Annotated in this window: 13 protein-coding genes; 11 read left to right on the top strand and 2 right to left on the bottom strand. The window is 38.0% G+C overall.

Annotation, left to right across the window (positions count from 1 at the left end):
- Positions 1 to 24 precede the first annotated feature (24 nt).
- Together LKI_RS01725 and LKI_RS01720 are read right to left on the bottom strand one after the other, a co-directional pair.
- Positions 25 to 1,449, bottom strand: coding sequence for an amino acid permease (locus LKI_RS01725; RefSeq protein WP_013102409.1), 1,425 nt, complete (start codon positions 1,447 to 1,449; stop codon positions 25 to 27).
- A gap of 126 nt (positions 1,450 to 1,575) precedes the next feature.
- Positions 1,576 to 3,123: a PucR family transcriptional regulator gene (locus tag LKI_RS01720; protein WP_013102408.1), complete on the bottom strand. Its 1,548-nt coding sequence runs from the start codon at positions 3,121 to 3,123 to the stop codon at positions 1,576 to 1,578.
- Positions 3,124 to 3,282: 159 nt separating this feature from the next.
- Between LKI_RS01720 and LKI_RS01715 the strand changes: the two genes are divergently transcribed.
- From LKI_RS01715 to LKI_RS01665, 11 genes are all read left to right on the top strand, one after another.
- Entirely contained in the window at positions 3,283 to 4,779 is a 1,497-nt protein-coding gene (locus tag LKI_RS01715) for a carboxypeptidase M32 (protein ID WP_013102407.1), read from the top strand.
- Between the two features lie 55 nt (positions 4,780 to 4,834).
- Positions 4,835 to 6,310 (top strand): UDP-N-acetylmuramyl-tripeptide synthetase, encoded by a 1,476-nt coding sequence (murE, locus tag LKI_RS01710; protein ID WP_013102406.1) that lies wholly within the window; start codon positions 4,835 to 4,837, stop codon positions 6,308 to 6,310.
- Positions 6,311 to 6,467: 157 nt separating this feature from the next.
- On the top strand, positions 6,468 to 6,806 hold the full coding sequence (locus LKI_RS01705) for a toxin-antitoxin system HicB family antitoxin (RefSeq protein WP_013102405.1): 339 nt from the start codon (positions 6,468 to 6,470) through the stop codon (positions 6,804 to 6,806).
- Between the two features lie 43 nt (positions 6,807 to 6,849).
- The gene (locus tag LKI_RS01700; RefSeq protein WP_013102404.1) at positions 6,850 to 7,665 is read left to right on the top strand and encodes an SPFH domain-containing protein; all 816 of its coding nucleotides are present in this window, start codon (positions 6,850 to 6,852) and stop codon (positions 7,663 to 7,665) included.
- 14 nt (positions 7,666 to 7,679) lie between these two features.
- Positions 7,680 to 8,165, top strand: coding sequence for an LURP-one-related/scramblase family protein (locus LKI_RS01695; RefSeq protein ID WP_242651978.1), 486 nt, complete (start codon positions 7,680 to 7,682; stop codon positions 8,163 to 8,165).
- A 24-nt stretch (positions 8,166 to 8,189) separates the two neighbouring features.
- Complete coding sequence (gene coaBC / locus LKI_RS01690) at positions 8,190 to 9,386, top strand: bifunctional phosphopantothenoylcysteine decarboxylase/phosphopantothenate--cysteine ligase CoaBC (RefSeq protein WP_013102402.1); 1,197 nt, start codon at positions 8,190 to 8,192, stop codon at positions 9,384 to 9,386.
- 155 nt (positions 9,387 to 9,541) lie between these two features.
- Entirely contained in the window at positions 9,542 to 9,808 is a 267-nt protein-coding gene (locus LKI_RS01685) for a hypothetical protein (protein WP_013102401.1), read from the top strand.
- A 210-nt stretch (positions 9,809 to 10,018) separates the two neighbouring features.
- The gene (argS, locus tag LKI_RS01680; RefSeq protein WP_013102400.1) at positions 10,019 to 11,710 is read left to right on the top strand and encodes an arginine--tRNA ligase; all 1,692 of its coding nucleotides are present in this window, start codon (positions 10,019 to 10,021) and stop codon (positions 11,708 to 11,710) included.
- Positions 11,711 to 11,775: 65 nt separating this feature from the next.
- Entirely contained in the window at positions 11,776 to 12,246 is a 471-nt protein-coding gene (locus LKI_RS01675; protein ID WP_013102399.1) for an arginine repressor, read from the top strand.
- Between the two features lie 3 nt (positions 12,247 to 12,249).
- The gene (locus LKI_RS01670; protein WP_013102398.1) at positions 12,250 to 14,322 is read left to right on the top strand and encodes a PBP1A family penicillin-binding protein; all 2,073 of its coding nucleotides are present in this window, start codon (positions 12,250 to 12,252) and stop codon (positions 14,320 to 14,322) included.
- A 64-nt stretch (positions 14,323 to 14,386) separates the two neighbouring features.
- The gene (locus LKI_RS01665; RefSeq protein ID WP_041762535.1) at positions 14,387 to 14,740 is read left to right on the top strand and encodes a YlbF family regulator; all 354 of its coding nucleotides are present in this window, start codon (positions 14,387 to 14,389) and stop codon (positions 14,738 to 14,740) included.
- Positions 14,741 to 14,760 lie beyond the last annotated feature (20 nt).

Genomic DNA, 14,760 nt, shown 5'->3' with positions numbered 1-14,760 from the left:
TCAAGGGGTTAATTTTCACAAAAATTAAATGCTTGTCCTTTCTTTGGTATATGTTACTGCTGTATTTGAAAATTTGCGATGCGCAAAGTGACCAAAAACTAATGTAAATATCAAAGCGCCAATGGCAGAGAAACGTGTGTCTGATTGAAAAAATAAGCTCAAGTAAATAGCAACGAAGAAACTTAATGTTAGTGGACTTGTAATGCGATAACCTGGCATGGTAAAACCATTTGGTAAGTAGTCGGTTGATTGCCGAAATTTGCGGTGCGCATACATTGTCATAGCATAAACAATAATGTACATATTTGAAGAAATAGCCGTGATAAAAGTAAATGCAGAAGTAATTTGTGGAATAGCGTTAATGATGGGAGATAATAGCACTAAAGCAGCAGTGAGAAGAACTGCATTTGCTGGGACACCGTGTGTTGAAATTTTGCCAAAAGAGGTCATCAATGAATTATCTGATTCTTTCGCTAACTGATAAAAATGGCGTCCTGCCGAGTAAATTGCAGAATTGAGAGCAGAGGCAGCAGAGGTTAAAACAACAAAATTGATAATCGCGGCAGCACCCTTAAGACCAGCTAATTGAAAAACCATGACAAAGGGGCTTTGGTCAGGCGTTCTTGCGATTACATGCCAATTAATAATTGACATGATAATAACCATGGCGCCTAAGTAAAATATCAAGATACGTATAATGATAGTATTAATAGCCCGAGGCAAAACGTCACGTGGATTTTGTGTTTCGGCTGTTGTAATGCCAACGAATTCCATACCTTGAAAAGCGAAAAAAACCATCGGAAAGGCGGCAAAGAACATGCCAGAACCATTAGGAAACATCGAAAAATGGTGGCTAATATTACTAAATGACGCAACTGTATGACCACCTGTTGCAGGTGCTTGAAAGCCGGTAAAAATAAGAAAGAGGCCCGTGACAATCATAGCAATAATGGCAATGATTTTAATCATTGCAAACCAATATTCGGTTTCACCAAAAACCTTAACTGCAACGAGGTTGACAAGTGTTAGTGTAAGTAAAAATAAAACTTGAATGATCCAAGTTTGCCAATGTGGGAACCAAAATTTAACGTAAGTAGAAACAGCAGTTAGTTCAGCCATTGCAACAAAAGTTAAGCCAATCCAATAGGACCATCCGGCAAAATATCCAGCGCCGCGACCAACATACTTACTGATAAAGGATACAAATGTGTGTTGCGAAGGATCTGCATAAAGCATTTCACCGATACCACGCATCATGAGAAAGAAAAAGGCACCTAAAACCGCATAAACCAGGAGAATTGAAGGCCCGGTCTTAGCAATTGAATTACCTGCGCCTAGGAATAAACCAGTGCCAATCGTGCCGCCAATGGCAATCATTTGGACGTGCTTTTTCTTGAGCCCGCGTTTTGTACCATCAGCATTTGTTGCTAAATCTGTGTAATTTATCATAATCATCCTCCAAATAAACTGAGTACTTATTAAAAGTTATTGATTACAATGCTAGCACGATTATCATTATAAAAATCGTGTTTAATTAACAAAATATCATCTGAATTTTGTGCATATAGCACAAAATTAGAGGAGTAAAAGTGCTAATTGAATATCGGCTAATACGTCAGGCATTTCTAAATTTACGTCTAGTAAGACACTGATGCGTTTTAAACGATAAGTCACAGTATTACGATGCACAAATAAATTTAATGAGACGGCTGTGACATTTTGGTGAAGTATTATGTAAGTTTTTAATGTATTGAGTAGTTCGGGGTTACTAAGGATACCACCTAATGTCTTTTCGATAAAGGCATGTGTTTCTGTTTTTGGCAGTAAGTTTAGTAAGCCTTGTGCGTTTTTTGGCCTGAAAACCATCAACGGGTGTGCACTGGAAGTTAGTTGTAAGGCATGATTCGCTTGTTCGTATAAATCTGATAGTGAATAAATTGTTTCAGCAAGTTTAGAGAAACCAATGGTAAACTTGTGGTGAAGGCTTTTTTGTTGATTTAAAAATGAAGTAAGTGCCTGTAAAAATACGCTTATATTAATTTCTTCAGCTACTAGCAAAACTAATTGTTGTTGATATGAAAATATCAGTACAGGTGACTGATATTCCGTTATATACCAACGTGTCAGTTGCTGTCTAATTTCAAATTGTCGTGATTCAATTGTGGTATCTTTTTGGACGAATTCTATGATGGCGACATGATAGTATTGATTATCATTGATATGGGTATCTTGTAGGTAGTGACTAATAGCTGAAGGACTTAAACTATTTTGCATGACATTTAGAAAAAATTCTGAGCGGTTACGAAAGGCAGTTTCGTTCAATAAATCGGTACGTGAGTTCGCTAACCCCAAAGTATTGACGACTTGTTGTCTTTTGAGTATTTGAAAATCAGACGAGTCGGATTGATTAACGATAAAGGCAGCAAAAGCTTTATTCTCGTTTAAAGCAGAAAAAATAGGTAAAATATCAATGGTCTCTTGATAAAGACGGACCTGTGTCGGTTTGGTCAGGTTGAGATAATCAATATGCGACTCATGACGCAAAAAATGCGTTAAAGTATCACGCTGAGTCAACCATTGATTGCTGGCGTATCGTGCTCTGAAATGAGAATCAAGCAGCACAAGCGGCGTATTTAAAATTTTAGCACTTTGATCGAGCAAATGTTGATAGGTGATATTTTTAGCATTTAATTCAGATAATTGCTGATTAATCGCGATGATTTGTTTTAATTCGAAGTTTTGTATTGTGCACATTGCCTGAGTAAACTGTTTAACAGTCAGAGATAGCTCCTTGTGTTCTGGTGACCAAAGAATGGGCATGTTTAATTTATTTGCTAATTGGGTGACATCATTCGATAAATTTTTTAAGTGAGCACTTTGTTTGATAACAATACCTGCACCGTGAATTTTATGCATATTGATCACTAAATTCTTGAGAAGGTCCTGATTTTCGTGAAAATAAAAACCTGTCGTAACCAATAATTGACCATCATACAAGGCATCAAGCATATCTGGCATGTCAATCATGCTAATCTGTGTTACGTCACGATACGAGCCACCAACACCTGCAGCAAATTGAATATTTTGAAGTGACTCATCTTGTAATATATCTTTCATTTTCATAATCCATAAACCTCTTATATTATCATTATTATGCCATAGTATAGGACAGTGCACAATGAAAAAGAATGGTTACAGACTATAAAATCTCGCATTACCTTTTAAATCAGATGAGTAAGTGATAAAATATTTATAATTAAAATTTAGTTTTAGGAGTAGTATATGACGTCACAACAGGATTTAATGGATTCGGTTAAAGAACAGACACAGCTGACGCAACTTGCTGAATTGTCTGGGTGGGATGCTTTAACGGGTATGCCAAAAGATAGTGGCCACTTTCGATCAGAAATTGATGCCTATCTAGCTAAAAAGCTGTTTGAAATTTCAACAGGGAAAGACCGGCAGCATATACTAGAATCATTATCGGCTGATTCGGCATCCCTTGATAGTTTTGGTCAACTGATTTTAGATAAGGCGCAAAAAGATTTTGATTTGACTGGCAAAATTCCTGAACAAGATTATATTGCGTTTCAAAAAACATTATCTGAAGCACAAGATTTCTGGGCGCAAGCTCGTGAAGCAAATGATTATAATATATTTCAACCTCACCTTGGGCGCATTATTGATTATTTGAAACAGTTTATACCACTATGGCAGAAAGGCGAAAAAACACCTTATGATGTTTTGTTAAGCCAGTATGAACCAGGACTGACCGTTGAAAAATTAGATAGTATTTTCGAACAAGTCAAGGTAGGATTGACAGAATTACGCCAGCGTTTGGCTAAAAGTGTTGTAAAATCGGATGATTCATTCTTGTTTCGAAAAATTCCAAAAGCAAAGCAACGACGTTATGCGTTAGAAGCGGTACAACGACTAGGATATAATTTGGATAAAGGTCGCTTAGATGATACGATTCATCCGTTTATGGAGGCATTGAATCGCGACGACGCACGTATCACGACACGTTGGGATGAAAACAACTTTCAAATGGCTATTTTAGGTATTTTCCATGAAGCGGGTCATGGGACATTCGAGCAAAATGTTGATCCGAAATATGATGACGTCCGGTCAGTCTTGCCAATTAGTATGAGCATCCATGAATCACAATCACTATTTAATGAGGTTATGATTGGCCGATCGAGAGAATTTTGGGATGTGGAATATCCAAAAATGCAAGCAACTTTTGCGCCAACACTAGATGATATTGATACGGATACTTTTTATAAGGCGTGGTTAAAAACAGAGGCAACTTTCACGCGAACAGAAGCCGATCCACTAACCTATCCTTTACACATTATAATTCGATATGAAATTGAAAAAGCGATTTTTAATGATCAAGTTGATATTGCTGACTTGCCAACCCTTTGGCGTGAAAAATATCAAGAATATCTAGGATTAGACATACCAGATGATTTAACAGGTATTTTACAAGATATTCATTGGGCTGGGGGCTCTTTTGGCTATTTTCCGAGTTATGCATTAGGACATTTGTACGCTGCACAATTCAAAGCTACAATGACGAAAACACTTGATTTTAAGTCGATTTTTGAATCTGGTGATTATTCACCCATTTTTAATTGGCGACAGGAACATATTTGGCGCTATGGTGGCACCGTTGATCCTAACGAAATATTAGAAAATGCCACAGGGGAACCACTAAATCCACAATACTGGCTTGATTTGGTAACCAATTTGTATGAAGAGGCATATGAATTATAAGGTAAAATAAAAATTCAACTGACAGACTGATGATTTTTTTTGTATAATTGATAGTATGAAACTATCAAGCGAAACAATTCAACAGCTATTAAATGACGAACATTTGTTGGTATCTAAACCAGAAGTAACACAAACGTTTGATTTTTTGCACTATGATACGCGCCAAGTTAAAGCAAATACACTCTTTGTTGTCAAGGGTGCGTTTCGGCCAGAATATTTAACGCAGACAGATGGCGTTTCTGGGTTAGTAACCGAGACACGTCTTGATGTCTCCTTGCCACAATGGCAAGTTACAGATGTCCAAAAGGCTTTGTCAATATTATCCATGGCCTTTTTTGGTTATCCTCAACATGATTTGTGGATTGGTGCGTTTACTGGAACCAAAGGTAAAACAACAGCAGCGTATATGGCGTACAATATTTTGAAAAATACAACAGATAAGCATGTTGCATTATTTTCAACTGTTGATAGGATTACGGGAAATAATTCTGAAGATAAGAAAAAATCGGATTTGACGACGCCAGAATCTTATGAGCTATTTAAAGATATGCGCCGGTCAGTTGATAATGGTATGACACATTTAGTTATGGAAGTCAGTTCTCAGGCCTATTTAAAGCAGCGTGTTTACGGACTAAGATACAATGTAGGCGCATTTTTAAATATTTCACCAGATCATATCGGGCCAAATGAGCATCCAACCTTTGAAGATTATCTAGCACATAAATTGATGCTATTTGATCATTCAGATCAAGTGATAATTAATGCTGAAAGTGACCATTTGAGCGAGATTATGACACATGCAAAACAAACACATGATCTAGTTTATACCTATAGTTTAGCTGGTAAAGGTGGTGCTTATACCTATACATCACAAGAAAGTGCCATTCACGAAAGTCGATTAACAGTCTTACCGAGTGACTTAAAGGCACTAGCTGGGCACTATCGCTTGAATTTGCCGGGTGATTTTAACGAGTCAAATGCGATGGCAGCATTAATTATGTCAGCTCTTGCGGGTGCGAGTCATGACAATATGATTCGTGGCTTGGATGAGGTATTTATACCTGGCCGCATGTTGAGCTTACCAATTTCAGGACATGGTGTTACTTTTGTTGACTATGCGCACAATTATGCCTCCATGCATGCGTTGTTACGTTTTGCGCAAAATCAGTATCCTGAGGGACGTGTATTAGTTGTTGTTGGATCACCAGGTAATAAGGGTGTTTCTCGTCGTGCTGACTTTGGTCGTGTGGTATCTGAATTGGCAGACGTGGTCTATTTGACAGCTGATGATCCACAGTTTGAATCACCAATGGTAATTGCTAAAGAAATTGCCAGCCATATTACTAGCGAAACACTAGAAGTCCATTTTGAGATGAATCGTATTCAGGCAATTAATCAGGCGATTTCACAGGCCACGGAAAAGGATATTGTGATTGTTGCTGGTAAGGGTGAAGATCCATATCAAAAGATCAATGGTGTTGATGAGCCCTATATTGGCGATTATGCAGTTGTGAAACAATATCAGAATTAAACAGTTATATCAATTTAACAAAATAGTGAGATTCCGAGTCCGTTAAGTTTAATTTATGGCAAGTGGCATCTTTTTAGTATTTGCAACGAAATTTGTTATCTTGGATATGACGGACAAATTGATGAAAACATGATATCATTAAGATATGAAGAAAGAAATGACTGAATTACATAAAAAGTCTGGCAAAATTCCTTTAAGGATTGATCCTAAATTACATGAGGCACTGGTCGAACATGCCGATATGGAGGGACGTTCACTGAATAATTATTTAACAAAATTACTAGAGGAGGGATTACAACCAAAAACATTTGAGGACCGGCAATTTGTTGGTCAAGTCATATCAGGTGAGAATTTTGACTTAACCAGTCGATTGGTCAAAATTTCTGGTATTTATTATCGCTATTTAATTGACAATGCGACGGTGGCTAACATAGCAGCACAATATGTTGTCATAGAAGCAAATGGCAATATTTTAACGTTAAGGGAACTAAAGTAAACCATGTATCTGGCTTAACAGGCTGTTAATGAGGGAGAATGACATGCTATTTTTTAGAATCGTGCCACAAAATAATGCGGGATTAGTTGAAACATTGGGAAAATATAGTCGTCGAAAAGAGGCAGGACTACATTTCTATATACCATTTTTCCAAACAATACGTAATGTCAGTTTAGCTATGCGGCCACTACGATTACCTGATTATTCGGTCATCACGGCTGACAATGCTGATATTAAAGCGAGTGTGACGTTAAACTATCATGTAACCGATGCGATGAAATACATGTATGAAAATACGGATTCTGTTGAATCGATGGCGCAATTAGTGCGAGGTCATTTAAGAGATATTATTGGTCGTATGGAGTTAAATGAGGCATTGGGATCAACGACAAAAATAAATGTCCAGTTGGCTGATGCTATTGGTGATTTGACAAATACATATGGTATTAATGTCGATCGTATTAATATTGATGAACTGAGACCATCAACGTCTATTCAAGAAGCGATGGACAAACAACTAACAGCGGATCGTGAACGCGTGGCTACAATTGCAAAAGCAGAAGGTCAAGCACGTTCGATTGAGTTAACAACTAAAGCAACAAACGACGCGTTAATGGCAACTGCTAAGGCTGAAGCCAATGCAACGCAAACAAGAGCTGATGCGGAACGGTACCGAATTGACACGGTGCAAGCAGGGCTGGCGGGCGCTGATGATAAGTATTTTCAAAACCAATCAATTAATGCTTTTACGACGCTGTCTGAGTCTTCAGCTAATTTAGTTGTTGTTGATAGTAAGCATATTGATCAGTTGGGTCAATTACCCATTGCCGGCAAATTACTTGAAAAGGGTCTAAAATAATGACACATTTTTTAATGAAACAGAAACTATTTTCATTAAAAGGTGTGTTTGAAGTCACAGATGAATATGGCAATAGTGCTTATTCAGTTGTTGGTAGTTGGCTTAAAGTACCAAAATATTTTGATGTTTTTGATGGACACAAAAAAGGTGTCGCGCGCTTAACGCATAAATTGTGGACTATTTTGCCACAATTCTATTTGACGGTTGATGATTTGCCAGAAGAAATTGTGATAAAAAAGCAACTTACTTTTTTTAGGCCAAAATATCACATTGATGGATTAGGGATAACAGTTGATGGGAATATTTTGGATATGAATTTTGCCATTCTAAAAGATGAACAGGTTATTGGTCGTGTGGACCAACGATGGTTGAAAATGACAAGTACATATGATATCACCGTGATAGAGGAGTCGATGACAACAACTGTCGTCGCGCTCGTCATTGCAATCGATTATATTAAGTCACAAAGGCGTGCAGGTGCAGCAACCAGTGTCAACTAAATAGGTGATGAATTGTGAGGCATAATGTATAAAGGGAAAAATGTTTTAGTGATGGTTTCGGGTAGTGTAGCGGCCTATAAAACTGCTACTTTAATCAGACTACTAGTCAAATCAGGCGCACAAGTGCGTGTTGGTATGACAAGATCAGCACAAGAATTTATTACTAGCAAGACTTTAGCTATTTTATCAGGGCATGAGGTGTTAACAGATTTATTTTCCGCTGACCAGTCGGCAGAGGTTATTCATATTGAATGGGCTAAGTGGGCAGACCTTATTTTTGTTGTGCCAGCAACAGCTAATTTAATTGGAAAAATTGCACAAGGTTTGGCAGATGATGCAGTCACTGCCACCATTATGGCATCATCTGCTGATAAAATCATCGCACCAGCAATGAACGATGTGATGTTGCGCAATGCAGCAGTAGTGCGTAATATGGACATTTTATCAGCAGATGGCTGGTTAGTCATTTCACCAGTAACTGGCTTTTTGGCCGAAGGTTATGAAGCAAAGGGAAGATTACCAGAACCAAGTGATATTTTACAACAAGCAACTATTCGATTGCGCGCAAAATCAGGACAGCTCGTAGGAAAGAAAGTCCTGATTACCGCCGGAGGAACACGTGAAGCACTTGACCCTGTTAGATATTTAACAAATCGATCCAGTGGTAAAATGGGCTACGCTTTGGCGCAGGCGGCGGTAGAAAATGGTGCACATGTCTTCCTGATTACAACAGTTGATCGTGGTGATATTTTTGGCGTAAAAAAGATACAAGTTGATTCGACCCAAGATATGTATAAAGAAACACGCCGTCTATTTCCTGACATGGATATTTTTATTGGTGCAGCAGCAGTTTCTGATTTTAAAGCGGCGCATTTGGCTGAACACAAAATTAAAAAACAGTCAGATACGGGTTTGATTCTTGAACTTACGCAAAATCCAGATATTTTGAAGGCTGTTGGGTATGACAAAACTGAGCAACAAATTGTAGTCGGTTTTGCAGCTGAAACACAAAATATTGTGACCTACGGCCAAGATAAATTAGCTAAAAAGCATGCTGATATGTTAGTGGTCAACGATGTGGGTCAAGCAGATAGTGGATTTTCTTCAGATAATAATGCTGTTACCATTCTTATGCCAGATCATGAACCAGAGGCGTTGGGTAAAGCTTCTAAAATAGAAATAGCACGTGATATTATAAAACGTATTAGTGCATTGAAATAGTACGCTAATTGTGATAGAATATGGTATTACACATTCTTTACAGGAGGAAATGTGTTAATGTTTGCCTGACTGAGTTGATAGTTTTATGTTTGAACTAATTGCAATTAGCATGCTTAACTTAGATTGTGGGTTTAAAAACTTAACACGCTGAAAAAATGGCAGACGAAGAAGAAAGCAAGGCCTCAAAGTTTAATATTGGTGATGTCTTACTTGCACCAGCTTATGGTAATTTAGAAAAACCATTTACTGGACAAGTGGAAAAAATATATGAAAATGCGTTATTAGTTGAAATTACAGAAAATGATCCTTCTGATCAACCAACAGTGAATGAAATGAATCATCGTGCTGTTGTAAGAATGGATGAAATTGAGGTCATTAAGCATGCACCAGCGCCTGAAAAGAAAGCTGATGTAGAAGAGTAAATAAAATCTTTGTTTAGCGAGTCTGAGAGGGTGGAAGTCAGGCCATAGATAACACATCGCGTATACTAAGTTAATTTTATATTATTGAGTGGCGAAAGCTATTAGAGTGGTACCGCGGGTAAAGAACTCGTCCCTTGTTATTTTTGACAAGAGGCGTGTTTTTTATTTAATGAACCAAATACGGTATAATAGAAAAAAGGAATAAAGAAGATGTTAGAAAACAAACGAGTTGTTTCAGCGCTACAAAAAGTATTACCGGATTTCACCTTAGAACAAATTTCTGAGAAATTAGAAGCACCAAAATCCACTGATCTGGGTGATGTTGCTTTCCCAACTTTTACGTTAGCAAAAACACGGCATCAAGCGCCACAACAAATTGCGGCGGCACTAGTGACTGAAATTGATCAAGAAGGTTTTGAAAAGGTCGTTGCAACCGGACCATATATCAACTTTTTCTTAGATAAACAGGTCACTTCACGGCATACATTAGAGAAAATTCTGACTGAACAAGCTAATTTTGGCAGTCATACGACAGGTAACGGTGCTAATGTGACAATTGATATGTCATCACCTAACATTGCTAAGCCAATGTCAATGGGACATTTACGGTCAACTGTCATCGGGAATGCGTTGGCAAATATTACAGCAAAAAATGGCTATGTTCCTGTAAAAATCAATCATTTGGGTGATTGGGGCACGCAATTTGGTAAGTTGATTTATGCTTATAAAACATGGGGAAACGAAGCAGAGGTGAAAGCCGACCCCATTGCGACGCTGTTACGTTACTACGTTGAATTTCACGAAAAAGCTCAGGATGATGACAGTCTAAATGATGAGGGACGCGCTTGGTTTAAAAAATTAGAAAATGGTGACCAAGAAGCGCACAAACTATGGCAATGGTTTCGTGCTGAATCATTAAAAGAGTTCACTGCCATTTATGATCGTTTAGACATTGAATTCGATTCTTTCAACGGTGAAGCATTTTATAATGATAAAATGGATAAAGTTGTTGATATGTTATCAGACAAAAAACTTTTGGTTAAATCACAAGGTGCACAGATTGTTGACTTATCTTCGATTAATGACAACTTGACGCCTGCTATGATAAAGCGTTCTGACGGCGCAACTTTGTACATGACACGTGATTTGGCGGCAGCAGTATACCGTAAAGAGACTTATCGTTTTGCTAAATCATTGTATGTGGTTGGTGGCGAACAACGTGAGCATTTTGTGCAAATGAAAGCAGTATTGTCACTTATGGGATTTGATTGGGCTGACGATGTTGAACATATTTCATTTGGATTAATTACCTTTAACGGTAAGAAAATGTCAACGCGTAAAGGTGATGTTGTCTTGTTAAAAGACGTGTTAGATGATGCGCATGATTTAGCTCTAAAACAAATTCAAGAAAAAAACCCTGCATTAAAAAATAAAGAAGTCGTAGCCGAACAAGTTGGTGCTGGAGCGGTTGTGTTCCATGATTTGATGAATGATCGAACAAATAATTTTGATTTTAATTTAGAAGAAGTTGTCCGTTTTGAAGGGGATACTGGCCCCTATGTTCAGTATACGAATGCGCGTGCAAAGTCTATTTTGCGTAAAGCTGATGTCACTAAAATTGGGGATGATCTGAACTTAAATGACGCTGATACTTGGGATATTATCACAACACTCAATGCCTTCCCAACAGCCGTTCAACGTGCTTGGCAACAACGAGAGGCAAGTATCATTGCCAAGTATGCGTTAACATTAGCACGAACATTTAATAAGTATTATGCTAATTCAAAAATCTTAGCAGATGATGCCCAATTAAATGCTAGGCTGGCATTAGTCGAGTCCGTTACAATCGTTTTGTCAGAGAGCTTACGTTTGTTAGGTGTTAAATCACCAGAGGAAATGTAGGTTTGAATAAAAGCAACACAGGTCAACATGATATGTTGTAGTTCATTCTCATTTAGGAGAAACAGATGATTTCAAAACAACAACGTCAAGAATTAATTCTTGACATTATTCAAAACAAACCAATTCTTAGCCAAGAAGAGTTACTGGTTGAGCTTTTAAAAAAGCAGGTTGAAACGACACAAACAACAGTTTCACGTGATATTCGTTCACTTGGTGTTGTGCGTATTAAAGATGTTAATGGTGATTTGCGTTACCAACAATTACAGGATCAGGGAGAAGTGCCTGAAGTTGTTGTGACTGAAAATGCTGTTGATGCAGCCATTTCGGAATATGCTGTCTTTGTACGTCGCGTACAATTTATGACAATTATTAAAACGACTGATTCAAGCGGTAATGCAGTTGCCGGCATTATTGATGATGCTAATTTACCGGAGGTCATCGCTACGTTAGCAGGATTTGATACAATTTATGTGACAAGTCCAGATGAAGCAAGTGCAGAAGTGCTAACCGCGCGTTGGTCTGCATTGATAGGTTAATTTATGAGATGGTTAAGAAATATCATTAAAAATATACAAGAAAAATTTCGACCTTTCGCCAAGCGATGGCAGTTTGGTAGACTGTTACTTGTTATTTTCTTGGCATTTTTTTTAACTATGAGTGTTTACTTGGTAATTGTTGCTAAAACAGCTCATGTCAAAAATTTACAAGCGACACTAGCCCAAACTGCGACAGTTTACGATGATTCTGGTGCTGCGGCTGGAGAATTATATTCTCAAAAAGGAACCTACGTTAAATATAATCGTATTTCTCAAAACATGCGCGACGCCGTTATTTCTAGTGAGGATCGTAATTTTTATCATGAATACGGTTTTTCGGTTAAAGGTATCGTTCGAGCGGCAGCGCTTAATGTACGTAATAAATTATTAGGGTCATCGGCGATTGCTGGTGGTGGATCAACTCTGACACAGCAGCTTGTCAAAAACGCTTATCTTACGCAAGAACAAACGATAACGCGTAAAGCCAAAGAAATTTTCTTGTCAATGCAAGTTGAGCAAGATTATACAAAAAATGAAATTCTAACGATGTATCTGAATAATGCATGGTTTGGTCATGGTGTTTGGGGCGTGGAAGATGCTGCACAAAAGTATTTTGGTGTGCATGCCAGTGAACTGACAACGTCACAAGCAGCAACATTAACTGCGATGCTACCGAGCCCTACGCTATATAATCCAATTGATCATCCACAAACAGCAATCAATCGACGTAATGTTGTGTTAAATTCGATGGTTGAAAACAAAAAATTATCTCAATCGCAGCTTCAAGTTGCAAAAGCGACATCAATAACTTTGAATGACACTTATGATAATAGCAATAAATATAAATATCCGTGGTATTTTGATTCAGTGATTAATGAGGCTATTCATACTTATGGTTTAACAGAAGCTGATGTTATGAACCGTGGATACAAAATATATACGACGTTAAATCAACAAGATCAAACGAATTTACAAAATGACTTTGATAATGATGCGATGTTTAATTACAACACCGATGCGCAAGCAGCAAGTATTGTTTTAAATGCCAAAACGGGTGGCGTTCGCGCTTTGGTAGGCGGACGCGAAGCAACACATACATTCCGTGGTTTCAATTATGCAACGCAGTCAAAGTTATCACCTGGATCAGCTATTAAGCCTATTGTTGTTTATGCACCCGCGTTAGAGCGAGGCTACAGCATTGATAGTTCTTTTCCAAATATGACACGTACATTTGGCACGAATGGTTGGTCTGTCCATAATGCAGCGAATGTGGAGACAGGCGATGTCACGATGTATGAGGCGCTAGAACATTCATACAATGTGCCTGCAGTTTATTTATTAAATAAAATTGGTGTTAATGCTGGGTATAATAGTGCAAAAAAATTTGGTCTAGACTTATCGGATAAGGATAAAAATAATCTTGCAATAGCATTAGGTGGTTTAACAGTTGGGGTCTCGCCAATGCAAATGGCACAGGCTTACACGGCCTTTGCTAATGATGGTGTGATGAGTGACTCGCACTTCATTACCAAAATTGTAGATGCGACTGGTAAAGTGATAATTAGCAAACCGAAAGCCAAACAAAAGCGAGTGATTAGTTCGCGCGTTGCTGATAATATGACGCGAATGATGCTTGGCACATATACAAATGGGACAGGATTAGGTTCTGCACCAGTCGGCTATACAATTGCAGGTAAAACAGGGACAACAGAAAACCCAGCAAACACTGAAAATACAAATTCATCAAAGGATTCTTGGGCACTTGCGTACACAAAGGATGTTGTTCAAGCGACATGGATGGGTCTGGATTCAAACAGTGAAAATAATAGCTTACCACTTGGGTTAACGGCAACGATGGGTCCACTCGTCAAAACATCATTAGAGCAGGTATTACCAAATACACCTGGTACGAATTTTACTGTGACTAATCCTAACAGTAATCGCGATGATTCAGATACAAATAAGGGCTTTGATTGGTCCAATATTGGATCAAATATTTCTGATGGTGTGGACCATGCAGTGGCAGGCGCTAATAAAGTATGGCATACTGTAAAGGGATTGTTTGGTGGCAATTAGTACATCACTAAATGATTTTAATCAATAAAGAACAGTTAGTTAAAGTAGACAAAGGATGGAAAACATGACAGTTAATATTTACGACAACGCAAACGAGATGGCGAATGTATTAAAAGAAACACAGCAGTATACCGCCTGGCAAGAAGCTTTCAATGCTATACAAAATGATGAAGAGGCTAAGGCCTTGTTTGGTCACTTCCAAGCAGTGCAATCTGCCGTTCAGCAAATGATGCAAATGCAACAACAACCAAGCCCAGAACAAGAAAAAGAATGGGATGCTATAGCCGCTGACGTTCAAAAGAATGATTTGATTACAGTGTTGTTAACAGCAGAACAGGCATTGAATACATTATTAACAGAAGTTAATGATATCGTGACTAAACCGGTAGCGGAAGCTTACGCAAAATTACGCCAATAAGTTCTTAAAAACGATCCTTG

The organism is Leuconostoc kimchii IMSNU 11154 (assembly GCF_000092505.1).
In the GTDB taxonomy this organism is placed as follows: Bacteria; Bacillota; Bacilli; order Lactobacillales; family Lactobacillaceae; genus Leuconostoc; species Leuconostoc kimchii.
This window is presented reverse-complemented; position numbering and strand designations above follow the sequence as displayed.

Bases quoted from the DNA above. Each gene is read 5' to 3' on its own strand.
- LKI_RS01675 (WP_013102399.1), top strand. From the start codon at position 11,776: ATGATTTCAAAACAACAACGTCAAGAATTAATTCTTGACATTATTCAA.
- LKI_RS01685 (WP_013102401.1), top strand. From the start codon at position 9,542: ATGGCAGACGAAGAAGAAAGCAAGGCCTCAAAGTTTAATATTGGTGAT.
- LKI_RS01670 (WP_013102398.1), top strand. From the start codon at position 12,250: ATGAGATGGTTAAGAAATATCATTAAAAATATACAAGAAAAATTTCGA.
- LKI_RS01720 (WP_013102408.1), bottom strand. From the start codon at position 3,123: ATGAAAATGAAAGATATATTACAAGATGAGTCACTTCAAAATATTCAA.
- LKI_RS01695 (WP_242651978.1), top strand. From the start codon at position 7,680: ATGAAACAGAAACTATTTTCATTAAAAGGTGTGTTTGAAGTCACAGAT.
- LKI_RS01705 (WP_013102405.1), top strand. From the start codon at position 6,468: ATGACTGAATTACATAAAAAGTCTGGCAAAATTCCTTTAAGGATTGAT.
- LKI_RS01715 (WP_013102407.1), top strand. From the start codon at position 3,283: ATGACGTCACAACAGGATTTAATGGATTCGGTTAAAGAACAGACACAG.
- LKI_RS01725 (WP_013102409.1), bottom strand. From the start codon at position 1,449: ATGATAAATTACACAGATTTAGCAACAAATGCTGATGGTACAAAACGC.
- murE (WP_013102406.1), top strand. From the start codon at position 4,835: ATGAAACTATCAAGCGAAACAATTCAACAGCTATTAAATGACGAACAT.
- argS (WP_013102400.1), top strand. From the start codon at position 10,019: ATGTTAGAAAACAAACGAGTTGTTTCAGCGCTACAAAAAGTATTACCG.
- LKI_RS01700 (WP_013102404.1), top strand. From the start codon at position 6,850: ATGCTATTTTTTAGAATCGTGCCACAAAATAATGCGGGATTAGTTGAA.
- LKI_RS01665 (WP_041762535.1), top strand. From the start codon at position 14,387: ATGACAGTTAATATTTACGACAACGCAAACGAGATGGCGAATGTATTA.
- coaBC (WP_013102402.1), top strand. From the start codon at position 8,190: ATGTATAAAGGGAAAAATGTTTTAGTGATGGTTTCGGGTAGTGTAGCG.